Raw genomic sequence first — 623 nt, forward strand, 5'->3', positions numbered from 1 at the left:
AAAAGAAGTAGGTAGCTTAACCTTCGGGAGGGCGCTTACCACTTTGTGATTCATGACTGGGGTGAAGTCGTAACAAGGTAACCGTAGGGGAACCTGCGGTTGGATCACCTCCTTACCTAAAGATATTAGTTCGAGTGGCGTGCTCACACAGATTGTCTGATGAAAAAGTAACGAGCAAAAGCGTCATAAAAGTACGGTGTCGTGTCCCCTTCGTCTAGAGGCCTAGGACACCGCCCTTTCACGGCGGTAACAGGGGTTCGAATCCCCTAGGGGACGCCAAGCTTCCGACCCACCCGGTGAAAGCGGCGGTCTTCAGTATCTGACGATACACCATATCTTAAAGATGACTTTCGAGTCATGTTTAAGATATTGCTCTTTAACAATCTGGAACAAGCTGAAAATTGAAACATGACGGCTGAAATTCATTCCTCCGTAGAAGTACCGGAATGAAGAGTAACCTGTCATAGAGTCTCTCAAATGTTTGCAACTTGAACGATGGAAACATCTTCGGGTTGTGAGGTTAAGTGACTAAGCGTACACGGTGGATGCCTAGGCAGTCAGAGGCGATGAAGGGCGTGCTAATCTGCGAAAAGCGTCGGTAAGGTGATATGAACCGTTATAAC

1 tRNA gene and 2 rRNA genes are annotated in these 623 nt (G+C 47.5%); all 3 read left to right on the top strand.

Annotated features, from left to right (window positions below):
* Nucleotides 1-115 (top strand): 16S ribosomal RNA (locus ABTW55_RS14395); the annotation flags it as partial.
* Between the two features lie 88 nt (nucleotides 116-203).
* Nucleotides 204-279 (top strand) — tRNA-Glu (locus tag ABTW55_RS14400).
* A 239-nt stretch (nucleotides 280-518) separates the two neighbouring features.
* Nucleotides 519-623 (top strand): 23S ribosomal RNA (locus ABTW55_RS14405); the annotation flags it as partial.

This window comes from Serratia sp. SM04 (genome assembly GCF_040280225.1).
Taxonomy (GTDB): domain Bacteria; phylum Pseudomonadota; class Gammaproteobacteria; order Enterobacterales; family Enterobacteriaceae; genus Serratia; species Serratia sarumanii.